This window comes from Mycobacterium sp. NGS62 (genome assembly GCF_059812285.1).
The window spans coordinates 811,723-828,401 of the sequence record NZ_JCALCK010000002.1; the positions used below are offsets into that span (position 1 = coordinate 811,723).

Sequence of the window (16,679 nt, forward strand, 5' to 3'; positions counted from 1 at the left end):
TCTCTGACATGCCGAAGAAGGCGAAGCGGACCGCCGATTCACTTGCGCCGCAGTATCCGATCGAGTCGGTGGACAACGCGCTCAAACTATTGCTGCTATTAGGGGACCAACCCCAGATCCGGCTGACCGACGCGACCCGGTATCTGGGAGTGGCATCCTCGACCGCACACCGGCTGTTGGCGATGTTGACCTACCGCGGATTTGTGCGCCAGGACCCGGTGTCGAAGGCCTACCTGCCGGGTCCGGCGCTGACCGGTGTGGCATTCGCGATCTTCGGCCGCATCGATATCGCTGGAACTGCCATGCCGATCATGCGCGGGCTCAGTGAACGACTGCGCGAGACAATCCATATCGGGATGCTCGACGGTGCAGTGGTGCGCTTCGTTGCCGCGGTCGAAGGGCCGACGGCGGTGCGGGTGGCCTCCCGCTTGGGTCGCACTATGCCGGCGCACTGCACGTCGACCGGCAAGGCCATGCTGGCCCAGCTGTCACAACCGGAATTGCATCAGCTGCTGCCCGACGAGACCCTGGAGCGGATCACTCAGCGGTCGATCGCCAAGCGCACCGCGTTGGAGGCCGAGCTGTCGCGGATCCGCGAACAGGGCTACGCCGTCAACCGGGAGGAGAGCGAGGAAGGTGTTGCCTCGGTTGCGGTGGTGATTCCGACCCGGGCGCCGGGTTTGCGGCTGGCGCTCAACGCCGCAGCACCACAGCATCGGTTGAGTAAGCCGCAATATGCATCGGTGGCGGCCACACTGGCCAAGGCGGCCAAAGAGATCGGCGAGCAACTCTGATCCGTCGAGCGTCGACTTGTTGCGCGAATTCGCCCCAAAATCGCCCAACAACTCGACGTTCGGCGGCGAGCAAGGGGTTACCCGAGCCGCGCGACTTCGTGCCGCCACGCCGCCTCGACGGTGAAGCCGGCACCGAGGTCGGGCAGATCAGCCCAATCCCGGTCGTCGATGTCGTGCACGGTGCCGCCGGCGGAGCGCACGCGTAACGCCATCCGGGCCAGCGCGTCGACGCTGATCGCCTGCAGCACCGCCTGCTGCACGCTGGCGGCGGCGCTGGTGATCCCGTGGCCGCGGCAGATCACCACCGGCCGGCCGCGCATCGCGGCCACCATTTCCTTGCCCAACTGAGGGTTTCGGATCAGCACCGCCCGTTCGTAGACGGGCACGCCACCGCGTGCGAGCCACGCGCCGGCAATGTCGTATGCACCCCAGATCGGCCGGAGAACGATGCCCGCCAGATCCGCGGCGACGACAGCGGGCGGATGCAGATGGGCAACCGCCCGATGCCGCGCGTCGGCCAGCAGGGTTTCGACGTGGATCGGAAGCTCGTTGGGCACTCGGTAACCGTCGAGTTCGGCTGCGGCGCCGGCGCTGCCGTCGAAGTGGATCAGCCGAATATCCTCCGGCCGGGTGAACGCCACCCCGGTATCGGCGTCACTGCGGCAGCGGATCAGCAGGTGCTCGTCGTCGACGCGCAGGCTGAGATGGCCGAGGATGCCGTCGACCAAGCCGCGCGCCGCGGCCACCCGGCAGGCCTGCGCCACCAACGCGCGTTGCTCGTCGAGACTCACGATGCCCCCAGACCCGATCCACCGTCCGGGTGGATGGTGTCGCCGGTGATGCCGCGGGAGCGGTCGGAGGCCAAGAACACGAAACTCCACGCGTGGTCGTGGCCGGAGAGTGCGACGTTCAGCGGTGTGCGCGCCGCTAAGTCGTCGGCCCGGCCAGGTGTGTCGTCGAGGCGGACATCCTGCAACCCGAGGCTGGTCGCCCCACGGAGATCGGTGTTCAGCGTGCCGCCCGGCGCCACACCGTTGACTCGGATGTCCGGCGCCAGTTCGTGGGCGAGCGTGCTGACCAGTCCACGCACCGCGAATTTCGACGACACGTAGAGCACGCCACCACGGCCGGGATAGAACGACGATGCGGATTCGGCCAGCACGATCGACGACCCGGCGCCGGCTTTCAGCGCCGGCACGGCGGCCTTGACCGATTGCAGGTGGCTGAGCACGTTGGCCCGGAAGATCTCGTCGAATGCGGCGGGCAGGTCATCGGCGTCGAAGTCCAGGATTCCCCGGTAGAAGTCGAAAATTCCCACACAGTTGACCAGGGTGTCGAGTCCGCCGAACGCGTCGACCGCGGCGGCGACCGCGCGTTCGTTGGCGGCACGCTCGATCGCGTCGCCTTCGACGACCGGCACCTCCGGGCACTCCTGGCGGAGAGCCTCGCACTTGCCGTGATCGCGTTCCAGCACAGCAGCTTTGGCGCCTTCGGCACGGAAAGCGTCGACGACGGCTCGTCCGATGCCCGATCCGGCGCCGACGATTAGGGCACGCTTGCCGTCCAGCCAGCCCGTCATGGTGTCGGCCCCTCGTCCGGAAGCAGCGGGCCATGCGTCGTGCCGACCATTGCCTCCAGTGTGCGGGTGTTCTGCCGTGTCAGGGCTTCCAGCTCGAGTGCATCCAGGCTGATCGACTGCCCGGATTTGGGTGCGGTGACCAACAGCCGTGATCCGTTGCGGGTATCCACGCGACGCACCTGCACTTCGGTGAATTCATTTGCGATGGTGAGGGGTTCATCGGTCATAGGAACACCGCCAGATTCTGCATCCGCAACACCGACTCGTCGACCATGATGGTGCGCCGCGCCAGTTTCCAGCGCTCGCCGTCCCGGCGCAGTACGTCCGTGCGGCCGCAGGACACCAGCGCCGCTTCGTTGGCATCACCGCGGCTGCGGAACAGCAGCTCAGCGGATTCGACGACCACATGATCATCATCCTCGCAGGCGAACGTGCGAACGTTGGTGATGTAGTGCCGTAGCCGTGACGGCGGATCTTCGGTCCATGCGTGCTCGGTACGGAACCGGGCCACCCGTCGGCTCAGCGAGTATTTGTCCTCGTCGAAGTGCGCCATGCCGGGCGAGGTGTCGAACCCGGCCCCCAGCGCGGTGGTTACCCGCACCGGCATCAGGTAGACAATGTCGTCGGCCAAGGTGGCCAGCCACGCCTCGTACTGCTGTGCGTCGAGCAGGTAGGCTTCGTCAACCAGGAACTGGTGGGCCTGCAGGTGCCGAAGATCGTTGAACGGCAGGGGATGTCGGGCGGTCATACCGTCTCCAGGTGATCGGCCCACAGTTGCAGTAATGCGCGCTGGTTGTTCTCGTTGTAGCCGACTTGGGCGCGGCCCGGCCCGTGGAACGCAGTTGCGGGCAGCGTGTCGACGACGGGACGGTCATCGGAGAACAGGCCCATCCGGCTGTTCAGCAGCAACCGCCGCGCCATCGTGCCGCCTGCAGTGGTGGTCAGCGACACCCAGTTCTCGACGTCGTCCTGTTCGAACATGCCCGACGACCCGAAGCACATCAGGTAGGCCTTGTAGGAATTCTTCTTGTACTCCGGCGGCGCCGCAGAGTCCACCGCGAACCATGAGTACACCTCGGTTTGGTTCGCGCTGATCGGCTGCCAGAGCCGAATCGAGATGAACGGCAAGACCGCTTCGCCGTCTGCGACTTTGGGCCAGTTGTGTACGAAACTCAGGTTGGGGAAACACGAAGCGGCCGAGATCATGAATCCGTCCTCGCCGACGACCTGTTGGTGGCGTTGTGACCAAACGTCTTTGATCCGGCCGATCATCTCATCGGGGTATCCGACGTAGCGCATGCGTTCGTCGAAAGCGCCCGGCGGGAGTTTATAAGTGGTTCCACCGCCCCGGCCGGCCCAATAGGTGGCGCCATCCTTGCGTTTTTGAGCCTTGGGTTCGCGGAACAGTCCGATTTCGACGATCGAGGCATGGGTCTGCGGGGTGTGGTACATGTCGCCGGCGAAATTCTCCGCTCCGATCTTCCAATTCGCGTTGATCCGCCAGCGTTGCGGGCCACGCACTTCCAGGCCGTGGCGGCTCTGTTTGGTGTAGAAGTCCAAGTAGAACCGGAAGTCACCGAGGAAGTCCTCCAGCGGCTCGGCGTTGGGATCCAGGCTGATGAAGATCAACCCGTTGTAGCTCGCCAGATTCGGTGCAGGTAACAGGGTTTGAGCGGTCTTGGCGAATCCGTCGTCGCCGCCGTAGGCCTCGCGGTGGAACGGAAGACCGGTGAGCCGGCCGTCGTTGCGGTAGACCCAACCGTGGTACGGGCAACGGAAATTCGAGGCATTGCCCATCTCGGCGCGGCACACCTGCATCCCGCGGTGTAAGCACATATTAAACAGGGCCCGCACATCGCCGTCCGATCCACGGGCGATGATGAATGAGTCACCCAGCACCCGACGAACCACGTAGTCGCCGTCGTGGGGGATCTCCGACTCGTGGCCGACGAACAGCCAGGCGCGGCTGAATATTCGGTCCTTCTCCAAAGCGAAGATGTCGTCGTCGTTGTAGATGTAGGCGGGGATCATCCCGCGCCGAACGTTGTCGAAGACGTGGCTGTAGTCGGTCACCGGCCTACTCCCGTCGATGATCTGCTATGCAGAGAGCACTTCCGCTATTTAGAGAATGCCCGAACCGTCGGGGACGGTCAACGGAGCGCCAGCTGTGCGCTGGGTACGTGAACAATCTCACATGAATCCGAATATGCGGTTATGAAAATCGTGCAAGCTGGGCATATCGGGCTATAGTCCGTGACGGAACGAGGATAGAAACCGTAAATGAGGAGAGGCTGAGGTCATGGTTCAGCGGTCGAAGTTGGGCACCCGAACGCTGTCCTTCATCGGACGGCAGGACTGGCTGGATCGCCCCAGTTACCGGTTTGAGCACATGCTCGGCTTTGTCTACAACGCGCTGGGCGGCGCCCGGGACCGCGTTTCCAACGCACTGAACGGCGCGTGGCTCGGGCATCCGGTTCATCCGCCATTGGCGTCGCTGACCAGTGGAGCGCTCGGGACGACGGTCGCGCTGGATGCGCTGAGCGTGCTACCGGGCCGACCGGCTTCCGAACTGGTCGACGCATCGCGGTTTGCGCGACGCGCGTTGGGTCTGGGGATTCTGGCGAACATCGCCTCCGCGGTCACCGGCGTCACCGACTGGCAGCACACCCACGAGGAAGACCGCCGCGTCGGAGTCGTGCACGGTCTGCTGAACGTCGTCGCGACTGGGCTGTACGTGAAGTCGTGGTCGGATCGCCGACGTGGCCGCCACCTGCGCGGAATTGCCATCAGTGCAGTGGGTTACGGCATCACCGTGGGCAGCAGCTACCTGGGCGGCGCCTTGGTGTTCGAGTCCGGAATCGGCATCGATCAATCCGGCCAGCGGTTGCGCACCCGCGACTGGACGCCCGTGCTGCCGGCGACGTCGCTGCAGAACGGCAAGCCGCAGCGAGTCGAGATCGACGGGGTGGGGTTGGTCGTGTGCAAGACCGGCGACGGCGAGGTATCCGCCTTCGGCGAGTTCTGTCCGCACCTCGCGGCACCGATGGCTGACGGATGGGTCGATCGCGGACGAATCGTATGTCCCTGGCACGGTTCGCGATTCGACGTCGACTCGGGGGAGGTGCTGCGCGGCCCGGCGGCGGCGCCGCTGCCCCGCTATCAGGCGCGGATCAGCGACGGAATGATCGAGTTGCGCGGCGACGCACAACATCCGCTCGAGGCGGGAAGGGGAGTGGCCAAATGAACGCCTACACAGTGCTGCAGGACCACCACAAGGTACTCAAAGGCCTGGGGGCCAAGGTCAGTGCGGCGCCGGCAGGGACCGCGGAACGGCAGGCCATCCTCGACGAGATGCTGGTGGAATTGGATATTCACTTTCGCATCGAGGACGACATCTACTATCCGGCCCTGGCGGCGGCCAGCAGGTTGATCGCGATCGCGCACGCCGAGCACCGCCAGGTCACCGACCAGCTCGCGGTGCTGCTGCGCACGCCGCCGACTGCGCCCACCTACGAACTCGAATGGGAAACGTTCAAAACGGTCCTGGAGGCGCACGCCGACGAAGAGGAACGTGACATGATCCCGGTTCCCGCATCGGTGCACATCACCGACGAAGAACTCGAGGCGCTGGGGCGCGAGATGGCGGCGCGCATCGAGCAGCTACGTGGCTCCACTCTGGAAAAATTGCGGGTGAAGGGCAAAGCGGCGCTGCTTCGCGCGATGTAGTCCCGCAGAGGACAGCCGGGCATTGCTAGTAGCGTCAGCGCTATGTGGGCGGCACCGGAGCACCTCGCGTCCCAAAGCGACATCACGGCCGAGATCGCCGGCGTGGCAACCGGCAGTGCTGACGGACCGCAGCCGCAGCTGAACTACCCGCCGTACCGCAGCAGCGCCCTGCGCCATCCGCAATCGCCGTTCGTCCGCGTCGATCCGGAGGGCGTCGAGCGCGCGGCGCCGTGTTTCGGCTACCAGGACGTCGACCCCGGCGATGCCGACCTCACCGCCGGTGGTGCCGGCGAGCCGATCGGCGAGCGCATCATCGTGACGGGGCGGCTGCTCGACACCGCGGGCCGACCGCTGGCCGGACAACTCATCGAGATCTGGCAGGCCAACGCCAGTGGCCGTTACAACCACGATCGTGACCAACACCCGGCGCCGATCGACCCGAACTTCATCGGGGTGGGCCGCTGTCTGACGCAGTCCGACGGCACGTACCGCTTCCTGACCATCAAGCCGGGCCCGTACCCCTGGCGAAATCACCACAACGCTTGGCGACCGGCGCACATTCACTTCTCGGTTTTCGGCACGGCTTTCACCCAGCGCCTGGTCACTCAGATGTATTTCCCCGGGGACCCGTTGTTCGGGTTGGACCCCATCTTCCAGTCCGTCCTCGACCCCGCCGCCCGACAACGTCTGATCGCCGCCTACGACCACGAGCTCACCCAACCCGAATACGCCACCGGTTACCGCTGGGACATCGTGCTGGAGCAAAGCGAACATGAGTGAATTAGCCTGCACGGCAGGGCAAACAGTCGGGCCGTTCTTTCACTGCGCGTTGCCGTATGTCGGCGACAACCGATTGGCCGGCGATGCCGACGCCATCCAGTTGCACGGCGTGGTGTTTGACGGCGCCGGTGTCGGCATCCCCGACGCGCTGGTCGAACTGTGGCAGCCGGCCCCGGACGGCAGCATCGTCTCGCAGCCCGGTTCGCTGCGTCGCGACGGCGCGACATTCACCGGCTGGGGACGATGCGCGACTGACGAGGCCGGACGCTACACCTTCACAACGCTGACACCCGGATCGGTAACCGCCGGACGTGCTGCGTTCTTCGCGATCACCGTCTTCGCACGCGGGTTGTTGAATCGGTTGTTCACCCGGGCCTATTTGCCGCACGGTGATCTGGCCGCCGAGCCGCTGCTGTCAGTGGTCGACACCGCGCGACGAAACACCCTGTTGTGCTCCGTGGAGCCGAGCGGATACCGTTTCGACATCCACCTGCAAGGCGAGCACGAAACGATTTTCCTGGCCTACCACAGCGATAACGGATGACGAACCTGCTGTGGCCGGGTGATCACCGCGCCGGTGCCCTGATGACCGACGAGGCGTTGCTTGCGGCGATGCTCGCGGTGGAATCGGCCTGGCTGAACGCACTGGCCGCTGCCGGTCTGGCTCCGGTCGAGGCAGCCGACGCCGATCTGGGCCAATTGGTGGGCTCGCAGGACTGCGAGTTGCTCGCGGTGACCGCCGAAGACGGCGGCAACCCGGTGATCGGGTTGGTCGCACTGCTGCGTGAGCGCGCCGCTCCGGCCACCAGCGCCTGGATCCACCGCGGCCTCACCAGCCAGGACGTCCTGGACACTGCCCTGATGCTGGCCGCCCGTGATGTCGCCGACACCCTGAAAAGCCAATTCTGCGAGCAGATTTCGGCACTGTCCGCTCTTGCGGAGAAGTATCGGGCCACACCGATGGTGGCCCGCACATTAACCCAGCACGCCGTGCCAACGACATTCGGTGCCAAGGTGGCCGGGTGGCTGGGCGGCGTGGTCGAGGCGTATCGGGGCCTCGGCGCATTGACCTGGCCGGCCCAGATCGGCGGTGCCGGCGGGACCCTGGCGGCGACGACCGAGCTGGCCACCTTGGCCGGCAGCGCAGGCGGCCCCGCGCAGGTCTCGATCCAGTTGGCGCAAAACACCGCAGCGGCATTGGGATTGGCGGCCCGAATGCCGTGGCATACCACCCGGGCGCCGGTCACCGCGTTCGCCGACGCCCTGGTGGGATGCACTGACGCGTGGGGCCACATCGCCTCGGATATCGTCACGCTGGCCCGTCCCGAGATCGCCGAGTTGTGCGAGCCTACCGTCGGCGATCGCGGCGGATCGTCGACCATGCCGGGCAAGCGCAATCCCGTGCTGTCCATCTTGCTCCGGCGCACTGCGATATCGGCGCCACCATTGGCCGCGACCCTGCACATCGCCGCCGCCCTCGCCCACGACGAGCGCCCGGACGGGGCGTGGCATGCCGAATGGGACACGGTGCGGACGTTGGCCCGCCGCACCGTCGTCGCCGCCGCCCAGTGCAGCGAATTGCTCGCCGGGTTGGAAGTCCACCCAGACCGCATGGCCGACAACCTCGACGGCGCCGACGTATCCGGTGAACAACGAGCGATCGCAGATCTGGTCGAAAGCACCCCGTCGCCAACCTATTTCGGTACAGTAGATTTCTTGATCAACGACAGCCTGGACCGTGCGCAACGGCTTCGCGAGGAACGACGTTGAGTACGCCCGCCATCCGCGGATGCCATTTGGGCGGCTCACCCGACCTGCCGCCGCTGGTCGTCGGCCCGTCGCTGGGCACATCCGTGGCCGCGTTGTGGTCGGCCGCAGCCCGGCGTCTGACGGACAGCTATCAGGTCATCGGCTGGGATCTACCCGGCCACGGCGCCAGCCCGCCGCCGCGGGACGCCTTCACGATCAGCGAGTTGGCCTCAGCCGTCGGCAAGCTGGTGGATCACACGGTGGGTAAGCGACCGGTCACCTATGCCGGTGTCTCGGTCGCCGGCGTCGTCGGACTGCAGTTGCTGCTCGCGCGCCCCGAACGCATTATGTCGGCTGCGCTGATCTGCACAGCGGCAAAAATCGGCGACCCGGACGACTGGCACTCCCGAGCCCAGGTCGTCCGTAGCGGCGGAACCGGCGAAGTGGTGTCCGGATCTGTCCGGCGGTGGTTCGCTCCAGGCTTTTTCGAGCGTGACCCGGGCTCGGCGCGGGCGCTGCTGGACGCGTTGCGGGAAGTGGACGACGACGGCTACGCGCGAACCTGTGAGGCGCTGGCCGAATTCGATGCCCGCGGTCGACTCGGTGAAATCGACACACCGATTGTCGCGGTCGCCGGGGCCGACGACATCGCCACTCCGCCCGATTCGGTGCGCTTCATCGCCGCCAATGTCAGCCGTGGCCGGTTCGTCCAGGTGCCCAACGCCGCGCACCTGGCTCCCGCCGAGCAACCCGGACGTATTGCCAAAGTTCTTTCTGCGCTGAGGAAGTGGAGATAGATGGCCGGGGCCAGTGACCGCTCCGCAGACGGGATGGCGGTGCGGCGTGAAGTGCTCGGCGAGCGCTACGTCGAACGCGCCGACTCGCAGATCACCGACTTCACCCGCGAGTTTCAGGCTTTCATCACCGAATTCGCCTGGGGCGCGATCTGGACGCGACCGGGCCTGGACCGGCGCAGCCGTTCACTGATCGCGCTGACCGCCCTGATCGCCCGTGGGCGCGACGAGGAACTGGCGGCGCATATCCGGGCGGCGCTGCGCAACGGGTTGACCCGCGATGAGATCAAAGAAGTGCTGCTGCAGACCGCCGTCTATTGCAGCGTGCCAGATGCCAACAGCGCTTTCCGGATCGCCCAGCGCGTGTTCGACGAAATCGACGCTCAGTGACGCAGATTCAGCCGGTTGCCGGTTTGTGAGCAATGATCGCCACGGCGATCAGCTGCTCACGGTACTTGCGGAAAGTGCGACGCATGATCAGTACGCGCCGTCGCGCATCGTGGTGGGTGAGCAGGTTTTTGGCGAACCGCAGCGCTCCCCACAGCCCTTCGTCGGCAACCAGCCGCCGCGGCTGTAACAGCGCCATCGGCGCCGTTGCCACTTCGTCAACGACCAGGCCCGCCTCGGCGAGGAGCTGGGTCCATTCAGCCACGGTGAGCGGGCGGGCGTTGACTTTGATGGCGCGGGCAAGAGACTGCCGGACATCGGTTTTGATGTCCTCGGCGATGCTGTCCGGTGTCAGCGCCAGTTCGTGGATCGCGTACCGTCCGCCCGGTCGCAGGACCCGCGCCGCCTCGCCGACGATCGCCTGCTTGGCGGTGTCGCCCTGCATGGTCAGCATCGCCTCGCCGATCACCACGTCGGTGGCGGCGTCGGGCAGGCCGGTCCGGGCGGCGTCGGCGACCCGGACATCGCCGTGGTCCGCAACGAGGTTGCGCACCGCCCGAGCGGCGTCGGGGTCTTGCTCGGCGCCGAGATACGAGCGCGGGTGGCGGGCCAGGATCTCGGTCGCGGTGCGGCCCATTCCGGGGGCCAGTTCGAGCACGTCGACACCGGCCACATCGGCGCGGGCCAACAGGGTGCGGGTCAATCCGATCCCGCCCGGGCGCAAAACCCGCTTGCCCAGCCGGGCCAGCAGCCAGTGCCCGTGTATCGCATCATCGGTGCGGTCCGCCGACGGCAGCGTGTCGTAGTCGGTCATCAGCCTGCCTGCCGCACAGTCGGTGTGAGCGGCAGAATTTCCCGCTTTTGGTGCACGGTCAGATAGCGTAATCCGTCCGGACCCGCGCTGAACTGGCGTCGGGACCGCTTAGGCAGCCAGAGCAACGCGCCGGGCACCAAGTCGATCACGCCGTGTTCGGTGGTAAGCCGCCCGCTACCGGAGAGCACGTGGATCAAGACGTCGACGTCCGCGCCGGCGTGCGCGTCGATCCCGCCGTCGGGCGCCAGCGCGATCACGTTCGAATCCAGGTCGCGTTCGCGGGCCTCCAGCTTCCATACCGCCCCGGCCACGTCGGGCTCGGCCGCCAGGTCGGCGGTGTTGGCCAGAACGCGGGGGAGCGGAGTCGTGGCGCGCTTGGTGATTCGGATCCGCCAGACCTTCGGGCCCTTCTCGACGTATTCCCAGCCATAGCTGCCGGCGTGGTCGGCCTCGAACTCGTCGTGCAGATGCTTGGGGTCATGGTTGTTGACCAGCACAAACGATTCGTCGACGGCCAGTGCGCCGTAGGTGGCGAAGATCGTCGGGTGCTTCTGGGGCTTGGGCAACTCTCGGACGTCAAGTTCGTTCTCTGCCACGGGGTTTCGTCCTCCCAGAGTTTGTACAACGCAACTTGTGTAAACACTACCGCATCACCTGCGCGATAGGGAAGCCTCGCCTACCTTTAGATCGTCTGGTGGCGGCCGAAGAACTCGTGGTCTTCGTTGTAACCGCCATAACCGCTACCGACCTCGGAGTAGTGCGCAACGAACTCGATGCCCTTGAGCCACTTCACCTGCCTGAACCCGTGCTGTAGCTCGTTACGCAGCCGCAGTGGCGCGCCGTGGCCGTAGCTCACTGCTTCCCCGTTCATGTCGTAGGCCAGCATGGTCAGATGGTTGCTCATCTGCTCGATCGGGTGCGCGACGTAGTAGATGCCGCCGTCGGCGCCGGCGCCCAGTGAGTAGAACACCGCCCATTTTGCCTCCGGCAGCGGCTTGACGATGTCAATGATCGTCTGCATCGATACACCGCCCCATTTCGCGACGCCTGACCAACCCTGGATGCAGAAATGCTGGGTGATCTGCTCGTGGTAGGGGAGATCATGCAGGTCGGCCAGGGAGAAGTCGGTGGGGTTCGCGACAAGACCGTGGACCCGCAGCCGCCAATCCACGAAGTTGTTGTGCTCCAGCTCCTTGTACTCCACGGTTTCCGGGTAGGTGCCGTTGTGCCAGAAGTAGGGCGAGATGTCTTGCTCGGTGAACGCGCCCGGCCTCGGGTTGACGTATTCGAACAGCCGCTGCAACGGCCCGATCAGCGCGTAGCCGACTCGTTGCACCACGCGGGGGTGGCGATATGTGAACGGGGTGGCAGCTCCCCAGGCGACCGCCACCACCACCATCGCCGCGGCAAAGGCGCCGAACCCGATCCAGCGGTCGTCGTCGCGGGCGGCGAACATGTGGTTGAGGTTGCGCAACGCCTCGGTGGTGAAGACCAACGTCACGTGCACCACGATGAAGAACACGAAATACGCCATGACCAGGAAGTGCAGCGAGCGCGCGACCTGAATGTTCAACCGTTTGCTGATCACGGTGAGCCGCATGGACAGCGCCGGCGACATGCCGAGCCCGGTGATGACCGCCAACGGCGCGGCGATGAAGACGGTGGTGAAGTAAGCCAGCAGCTGCAACGCGTTGTAGGCCAGCCACGTGTTGTCGGCCGGCCAGTTCAGTGACAGGTACTGGATGGCCACCGACACCGCGTTGGGGAAGACGTCCCAACTGGTGGGCACAATGCGACGCCACTGCCCGGTCGCGAACAACAGCAGGTAGAACACCGCGCCGTTGAGCAGCCATACGACGTCGGACCCGAGGTGCCACCACCGGGCCAGGCCGATGGAGTGCCGAATCCCCGGCAACCCGAGTTGATCGGGCAGCGCGACCGAATCATCCTTGGCTGTCCACATCGGGTCGTCCGGCACCGGCTTCGCCAGCCGCAACCACTCGTCGTTGCCGGGTGTGGCGTTGCGGCTGAAGTAAAGCCGCGGGTGATCGACGAGGATCTGGATGCCCGAGCGGATGATGAACGTCATCAAGAACAGGTTGAAAAAATGCGTCCACCCCACCCAGCCGGGAATGCCGGCGGGCGCCCCGGACGGTCCGGGTACGCCGGGATAGCGCTGGATGAAAGCCTGCACTGCTGAAATATTGTGCAGCCCTTTGCCGATCGCGACCGCTGCGACGAGTATGCCGAACCCGATCGGGATCAGCCACAGCGTGTTGAACCACATCTCGCGTCCTATTCGCAGCCGCGGAGCGATGGCCCGCTTGTCTGCTAATCCGCCTGCCCAGCTTTCCCGATCGACGATGTCGTGCGCCAATCGCAGCTCGGTGCGGTAACTGATAGCGGGCGGATCGACGTCAGCGCCACTCGCTCGCGGCTCCCGGACGCCGAGTTCATTGTCGGCCATGGGGTCTCGCACCTCGCTCTAGTTTCTACAAGGCAAATTGTGTAAACTCTAGCCCATGACGTACGTGATCGGGAAACCATGCGTTGATGTGATGGACCGGAGCTGTGTGGAGGAGTGCCCGGTTGACTGCATTTACGAGGGCGGGCGTGCTCTCTACATTCACCCGGACGAATGCGTGGATTGTGGTGCCTGCGAGCCGGTTTGTCCGGTCGAGGCGATCTACTACGAGGACGATCTGCCCGAGGACCTGCAGCCCTACCTGGCCGACAATGACGCGTTCTTCTCGGAAACCTTGCCGGGCCGCGACGAGCCGCTGGGCTCGCCGGGCGGCGCGGCCAAGATCGGCCCGCTCGGCGTGGACACTCCCTTGGTGGCTAGTCTGCCGAAGGCGGACGAAACTCAGGAAGAATGAGCGACATCGTCAGGTCACCAACCGAACACGCCGGTCGCCGGCGCGACGTCCTTCGGGTATTGAAGGCGGCGACGGCGCCGATGAGCATCGCCGCGGTCGCCGACGAGTTGCACGTGCATCCCAATACCGTCCGTTTCCATCTCGACACACTGGTCAGTGAGGGACAGGTGGAGCAGGTGGCGCCCGATCGTAAAGGGCCGGGCCGGCCGCCGTTGCTGTTCCGGGCCACCCGCCAGATGGACCGCGGTGGCCCGCGGCGTTACCGGTTGCTGGCCGAGATCTTGGCGATGGGCTTTGCCGCAGAACGAGATCCGGGCGCCAAGGCGCTGGCCGCCGGCCGGGCGTGGGGCAAGCAGTTGGAACCGCCGCCCGAGAGCGGCAAACGGTCCGCAACTCTCGGCACCGAGGAATCGATCGAGCACTTGGTCGACGTGCTCGACGACCTCGGGTTTGCGCCGGAGCGCCGCGGCAAAAAGGAGGTCGGTCTGCGGCACTGTCCATTCCTGGAACTGGCCGAAGCCCGGACCGCCGTTGTCTGCCCGATTCACTTGGGGCTCATGCAAGGAGCATTGGAAACCTGGCAGGCGCCGGTCGCGGTCGATCGGCTGGACGCCTTCGCCGAACCGGACCTGTGCATGACGCACCTCACTCTGGGCTCTCGCAGATGACCGCTGGAGCGGCCGTCGCCGTCGCCGTCATCTTCCTCTGGCTGGGCATGGTGTTGGCGATCTCGTTCCTCGAAGCGCCGCTGAAGTTCCGCGCACCCAACGTCACCACTCAGATCGGGCTCGGCATCGGCCGGCTGGTCTTCCGCGCGCTCAACAGCGTGGAGGTCGTTTTCGCCGTGGTGATCCTGGTGGCCGCCGTGGCCAGCCCGCCCCGGACCGCTGTCACGGTGGCGTTCGTCGTCGCGTTTGCCATGCTGGGCCTGCAATTGGGCGCGGTGCGACCGCGGTTGAACCGCCGGTCCGACAAGGTGCTCGCCGGTCTGAACGCGCCGCGCTCACGCGCCCATTACGGGTATGTCGGCCTCGAACTGATCAAGGTGGTTGCATTGGCCGTAGCCGGGGTTCTTCTACTATCCAGCTGAAGGCCCACCTCCGACTCGAAGGAAATCATCGATGGACTCCGTCTCACTGACCAGCCTGGCCGCCGAACAACTCGCCAAGGCGCGAGAGGCGCATAGCGGTCGGGCCGCGCACACCATCCACGGCGGTCATGCGCTCGAATTGCGCCAGACCGTACTGGCGCTGCTGAGCGGTCAGGAGCTGGCGGAACACGACAGCCCGGGGGAGGCGACGCTGCAGGTCCTGCAGGGCCACGTGCGGCTCACCGCCGGTGACGAAGCCTGGGAGGGCAAAACCGGTGACCACGTCACGATCCCGCCGCGCCGGCACGCGCTGGAATCACTCGAGGATTCGGTGATCATCCTGACCGTGGTGAAGAACATTCCTTCGGCGTAGCCGACGCTGTGCTGTCGACACCATGGTCCCGCCGCATGGGGTTGCGAGTGCCGATCGTCAACGCACCGATGGGCGGAGTCGCCGGCGGACGGCTCGCGGCCGCCGTGACGGCGGCGGGCGGGCTGGGCATGGTTGGTATGGGCAGCGCCGGGTCGACCTCGGCACTGGCCGCCGAGTTGCAGCACGTGCGCGGGATGGTCGGAATTGGCTTGGTGGACTGGGTGATTCGCAAGGAGCCGGGCCTGCTCGATGCGGCGCTGGCCGCGCAGCCGGTCCTGCTGTCGGTCAGTTTCGGGACCGACTGGTCTTGGGTCCGTCGCGCCCATGATGCCGAAATCGCCACCGCCACCCAGGTTTACGACGGCGGCGAGGCCCGGCGCGCCCAGGATGCCGGCATCGACGTTCTGGTCGCCCGGGGTGCAGAGGGCGGTGGTCACGGCGATGCGAGGGTCGCGATGCTGCCGCTGCTGGATGCCGTGCTGGACGCGGTGTCACTGCCGGTGCTGGCCGCGGGTGGCATCGCCTCGCCGCGCAGCCTCGCCGCGGTGCTGGCCGCCGGTGCCGGCGGGGCGTGGTTGGGCACCTGCTTGTCGGCTTCCTCGGAGGCGCTGACCAGCGACGCCGCCCGCCGGATGCTGATTGCTGCCGGCGAGACGGACACCACCGCGACTCGGGTGTTCGACGTCGGTCGTGATCGCCCGTGGCCCAAGCGGTTTCCGTCGCGGGTGCTGCGCAACGACTTCGTCGCCCGCTGGGGCGGCCGCGAAGACGCGCTGGCCGGCGATTCCGGTGCGCAGGCCGAACTCGCCGAGGCGATCGCCGCCGAGGATTATCGGGTGGCTCCGGTCGACGCGGGACAAGGGGTGGGAATGGTGACCGGCGTGACGCCGGTGGCCGACGTGATCGACCGGCTCTGCTCGGGCGCCGAAGGTTTGCTTGGCCGCTGGGGTTAGTCGCTTGTCAGCACCACACAGCACCGCTCCGGTTGCGGCTGCAACCGCGCCCGAGGGCAGTGCGGGGTGAGCGCATCGGTCACACCGGTGATCAGTGCATGGTTCATGCCGCAGGCCAGTTCGGTCTGCTCTTGAGCCAGCGCGTGAAACGGGCAGTTGGCCAGATAGACCTCGCCGTCGGCGCGCCGCGGCTCGTAGCCGTAGTCGGCCAGCACGGTCGTCGCCAGTTCGAGCGCTGCCTGCGCGTCGGGCGGCTGCCGGTCATCGCGGACCGCGGCATCGGCGATGGCGCGGCCGTAGTCGTGCGCGACCTGCTGCAGCACCTCGACGACGGGCATGCCGGTCTGCGCGGACCGCGCGATGGCCTCGGCCATCAGCCGGCCGGCGAGCTCGTACTCCCGCTGCGGCAGGCTGACCGCGATGTCGCGGTTGGCCCGTTGGTACAGCTTGGACGTCCGGCCTGCCCCGGGGCCGGACCGCCCGGTCAACCGGGCATAGCCGGATTCCAGCAAACCCTCGGCCTCCAGTCGGTCGAGGTGGAACTTCGCCTGGTGGCGCGCAATACCGACCGCGTCGGCTGCTTGATCCCGGCTGACCGGCTCCGGCTGCGAGCAGACGAACCGGTAGAGCTCGTGTCGCACCGGATCGGCGAGCGCGCCGATGCCGGCCGCGTCGCGCTGCAAGTCTCCCATATCTCCACTTCTAACGGATTAAACCCTTGACGTTAGAGTACGCCTTGTTCTAACGTTCAAATTAGGATC

22 protein-coding genes are annotated in these 16,679 nt (G+C 66.2%); 13 read left to right on the forward strand and 9 right to left on the reverse strand.

The window, feature by feature from the left end; all coding sequences use genetic code 11:
* The first annotated feature begins 8 nt into the window (after window positions 1-8).
* A complete protein-coding gene (locus tag AC5Y49_RS08795) occupies window positions 9-794 on the forward strand; it encodes an IclR family transcriptional regulator (RefSeq protein ID WP_499885978.1) in 786 nt (261 codons plus the stop codon).
* Between the two features lie 77 nt (window positions 795-871).
* Here the strand turns inward: AC5Y49_RS08795 and phtC are convergent, their stop codons facing one another.
* The 5 genes from phtC to AC5Y49_RS08820 are packed head-to-tail and all read right to left on the reverse strand — an operon-like array spanning window position 872 to window position 4,404.
* Entirely contained in the window at window positions 872-1,588 is a 717-nt protein-coding gene (gene phtC, locus AC5Y49_RS08800) for a 3,4-dihydroxyphthalate decarboxylase (RefSeq protein WP_499886358.1), read from the reverse strand.
* Entirely contained in the window at window positions 1,582-2,373 is a 792-nt protein-coding gene (hcaB, locus tag AC5Y49_RS08805) for a 3-(cis-5,6-dihydroxycyclohexa-1,3-dien-1-yl)propanoate dehydrogenase (RefSeq protein WP_499885980.1), read from the reverse strand. The genes phtC and hcaB overlap by 7 nt, the downstream gene beginning before the upstream one ends.
* A complete protein-coding gene (locus AC5Y49_RS08810; protein ID WP_499885983.1) occupies window positions 2,370-2,600 on the reverse strand; it encodes a dihydrodiol dehydrogenase in 231 nt (76 codons plus the stop codon). The genes hcaB and AC5Y49_RS08810 overlap by 4 nt, the downstream gene beginning before the upstream one ends.
* Complete coding sequence (locus AC5Y49_RS08815) at window positions 2,597-3,121, reverse strand: 3-phenylpropionate/cinnamic acid dioxygenase subunit beta (protein ID WP_499885986.1); 525 nt, start codon at window positions 3,119-3,121, stop codon at window positions 2,597-2,599. The genes AC5Y49_RS08810 and AC5Y49_RS08815 overlap by 4 nt, the downstream gene beginning before the upstream one ends.
* A complete protein-coding gene (locus AC5Y49_RS08820) occupies window positions 3,118-4,404 on the reverse strand; it encodes an aromatic ring-hydroxylating dioxygenase subunit alpha (RefSeq protein ID WP_499886359.1) in 1,287 nt (428 codons plus the stop codon). The genes AC5Y49_RS08815 and AC5Y49_RS08820 overlap by 4 nt, the downstream gene beginning before the upstream one ends.
* 268 nt (window positions 4,405-4,672) lie before the next feature.
* On the opposite strand from AC5Y49_RS08820, the gene AC5Y49_RS08825 reads away from it, so the two are divergent.
* From AC5Y49_RS08825 to pcaC, 7 genes are read left to right on the forward strand one after another with little or no spacing between them, the layout of a single operon-like run.
* Entirely contained in the window at window positions 4,673-5,617 is a 945-nt protein-coding gene (locus AC5Y49_RS08825) for a Rieske (2Fe-2S) protein (protein WP_499885989.1), read from the forward strand.
* Window positions 5,614-6,099, forward strand: a complete 486-nt coding sequence (locus tag AC5Y49_RS08830) for a hemerythrin domain-containing protein (protein ID WP_499885993.1) — start codon at window positions 5,614-5,616, stop codon at window positions 6,097-6,099. The genes AC5Y49_RS08825 and AC5Y49_RS08830 overlap by 4 nt, the downstream gene beginning before the upstream one ends.
* A 42-nt stretch (window positions 6,100-6,141) precedes the next feature.
* Window positions 6,142-6,879 carry a protocatechuate 3,4-dioxygenase subunit beta gene (gene pcaH, locus AC5Y49_RS08835; protein WP_499885995.1) on the forward strand — a complete coding sequence of 246 codons (738 nt, stop codon included), beginning with the start codon at window positions 6,142-6,144 and terminating at the stop codon, window positions 6,877-6,879.
* On the forward strand, window positions 6,872-7,423 hold the full coding sequence (pcaG, locus tag AC5Y49_RS08840; protein ID WP_499885998.1) for a protocatechuate 3,4-dioxygenase subunit alpha: 552 nt from the start codon (window positions 6,872-6,874) through the stop codon (window positions 7,421-7,423). Before pcaH ends, pcaG begins: the two co-directional genes overlap by 8 nt.
* Entirely contained in the window at window positions 7,420-8,649 is a 1,230-nt protein-coding gene (locus AC5Y49_RS08845) for a lyase family protein (RefSeq protein ID WP_499886001.1), read from the forward strand. The genes pcaG and AC5Y49_RS08845 overlap by 4 nt, the downstream gene beginning before the upstream one ends.
* Window positions 8,646-9,425 (forward strand): alpha/beta fold hydrolase, encoded by a 780-nt coding sequence (locus AC5Y49_RS08850; protein WP_499886006.1) that lies wholly within the window; start codon window positions 8,646-8,648, stop codon window positions 9,423-9,425. The genes AC5Y49_RS08845 and AC5Y49_RS08850 overlap by 4 nt, the downstream gene beginning before the upstream one ends.
* Window positions 9,426-9,812, forward strand: a complete 387-nt coding sequence (pcaC, locus tag AC5Y49_RS08855) for a 4-carboxymuconolactone decarboxylase (RefSeq protein ID WP_499886010.1) — start codon at window positions 9,426-9,428, stop codon at window positions 9,810-9,812.
* Window positions 9,813-9,819: 7 nt separating this feature from the next.
* On the opposite strand, the gene AC5Y49_RS08860 is transcribed toward pcaC, so the two are convergent.
* The 3 genes from AC5Y49_RS08860 to AC5Y49_RS08870 all read right to left on the reverse strand — a co-directional run bounded on the left by AC5Y49_RS08860 (window position 9,820) and on the right by AC5Y49_RS08870 (window position 13,090).
* Window positions 9,820-10,623: a class I SAM-dependent methyltransferase gene (locus AC5Y49_RS08860; protein WP_499886014.1), complete on the reverse strand. Its 804-nt coding sequence runs from the start codon at window positions 10,621-10,623 to the stop codon at window positions 9,820-9,822.
* Complete coding sequence (locus tag AC5Y49_RS08865; protein ID WP_499886018.1) at window positions 10,623-11,219, reverse strand: DUF2249 domain-containing protein; 597 nt, start codon at window positions 11,217-11,219, stop codon at window positions 10,623-10,625. The genes AC5Y49_RS08860 and AC5Y49_RS08865 overlap by 1 nt, the downstream gene beginning before the upstream one ends.
* A gap of 86 nt (window positions 11,220-11,305) precedes the next feature.
* Entirely contained in the window at window positions 11,306-13,090 is a 1,785-nt protein-coding gene (locus AC5Y49_RS08870) for a molybdopterin-dependent oxidoreductase (protein WP_499886019.1), read from the reverse strand.
* A 55-nt stretch (window positions 13,091-13,145) separates the two neighbouring features.
* Between AC5Y49_RS08870 and fdxA the strand changes: the two genes are divergently transcribed.
* Genes fdxA through AC5Y49_RS08895 form a run of 5 tightly spaced genes read left to right on the forward strand, consistent with a single transcriptional unit; the run spans window position 13,146 to window position 15,918 of the window.
* The gene (fdxA, locus tag AC5Y49_RS08875; protein ID WP_499886022.1) at window positions 13,146-13,502 is read left to right on the forward strand and encodes a ferredoxin; all 357 of its coding nucleotides are present in this window, start codon (window positions 13,146-13,148) and stop codon (window positions 13,500-13,502) included.
* Window positions 13,499-14,170 carry a helix-turn-helix transcriptional regulator gene (locus tag AC5Y49_RS08880; protein ID WP_499886025.1) on the forward strand — a complete coding sequence of 224 codons (672 nt, stop codon included), beginning with the start codon at window positions 13,499-13,501 and terminating at the stop codon, window positions 14,168-14,170. The genes fdxA and AC5Y49_RS08880 overlap by 4 nt, the downstream gene beginning before the upstream one ends.
* A complete protein-coding gene (locus tag AC5Y49_RS08885) occupies window positions 14,167-14,592 on the forward strand; it encodes a hypothetical protein (RefSeq protein WP_499886028.1) in 426 nt (141 codons plus the stop codon). Before AC5Y49_RS08880 ends, AC5Y49_RS08885 begins: the two co-directional genes overlap by 4 nt.
* A 31-nt stretch (window positions 14,593-14,623) precedes the next feature.
* Complete coding sequence (locus tag AC5Y49_RS08890) at window positions 14,624-14,965, forward strand: cupin domain-containing protein (protein ID WP_065015281.1); 342 nt, start codon at window positions 14,624-14,626, stop codon at window positions 14,963-14,965.
* Between the two features lie 8 nt (window positions 14,966-14,973).
* Window positions 14,974-15,918, forward strand: a complete 945-nt coding sequence (locus tag AC5Y49_RS08895; protein WP_499886032.1) for an NAD(P)H-dependent flavin oxidoreductase — start codon at window positions 14,974-14,976, stop codon at window positions 15,916-15,918.
* On the opposite strand, the gene AC5Y49_RS08900 is transcribed toward AC5Y49_RS08895, so the two are convergent.
* The gene (locus AC5Y49_RS08900; protein WP_499886035.1) at window positions 15,915-16,610 is read right to left on the reverse strand and encodes a helix-turn-helix transcriptional regulator; all 696 of its coding nucleotides are present in this window, start codon (window positions 16,608-16,610) and stop codon (window positions 15,915-15,917) included. The genes AC5Y49_RS08895 and AC5Y49_RS08900 overlap by 4 nt on opposite strands.
* Window positions 16,611-16,679 lie beyond the last annotated feature (69 nt).